General features: G+C 72.7%; 1 protein-coding gene. It reads left to right on the top strand.

What is annotated here, in order from left to right:
- Nucleotides 1-394: 394 nt before the first annotated feature.
- On the top strand, nt 395-604 hold a 210-nt coding region (locus ACXJ3V_RS20415), incomplete at its 3' end, for a hypothetical protein (protein WP_457102182.1).

Here is a 604-nt window from a genome sequence, read left to right as displayed (position 1 = left end):
CGCCTGGGCAGATGCCACCGCAGCGCCCGCCGGAGCGTGTTGTCGCGCAGTGGCGGCGCGATGACGCACGGCACTGGTTGCTGGTCCGATCGCTTCGCGTGGTGAGGGAGGAGCCGGCGTGGCCGCAGCAGCTTCGGAGGCTACGCCCGGACGCGCCAGTGAGGCGACATCAGTGGCCTTGCCAGCTGCCGGTGGGCCGCCGGCCTTCGATGTGCCTGGCGCAGGAGCCGGGGCAGCGCCGGAGCCGTCTGGGCCGCGCGCATTCGCCGGGACGGCCGCTTTCGCGGCAGGGGCCACTTGAGCAGATGCGACGTCCTTGCCCGGCGCAGCGGCGGAGGTAGTGCGCCCGGTCGCAGCCGCTTGTGTCGTTGCCGGCTCGGCGGCAGGCGCGGTCGTGCTGCTGGCCGCCGCGCGAGCGGCGTTTGGCTTTACGACGCCTGCCAGCAGCGCCTGGGTCGCCTGGTTGCCGACGCGCTGCCTCAGCGCGCTTGCTTGCGATTGTCCGACCGCGGAGCCCGTCGCACGGCTGAGAGATGCGACGGAGCCAGGCCGCTTCTCGACGGTCGGGATGCGCAATGCGGATCGATCGTGCGCCATGCTGATC

This window comes from Microbacterium sp. P5_E9 (genome assembly GCF_054049175.1).
Note: the sequence above shows the minus strand (reverse complement) of the source record. Positions and strands in the feature narration are given on the sequence as shown.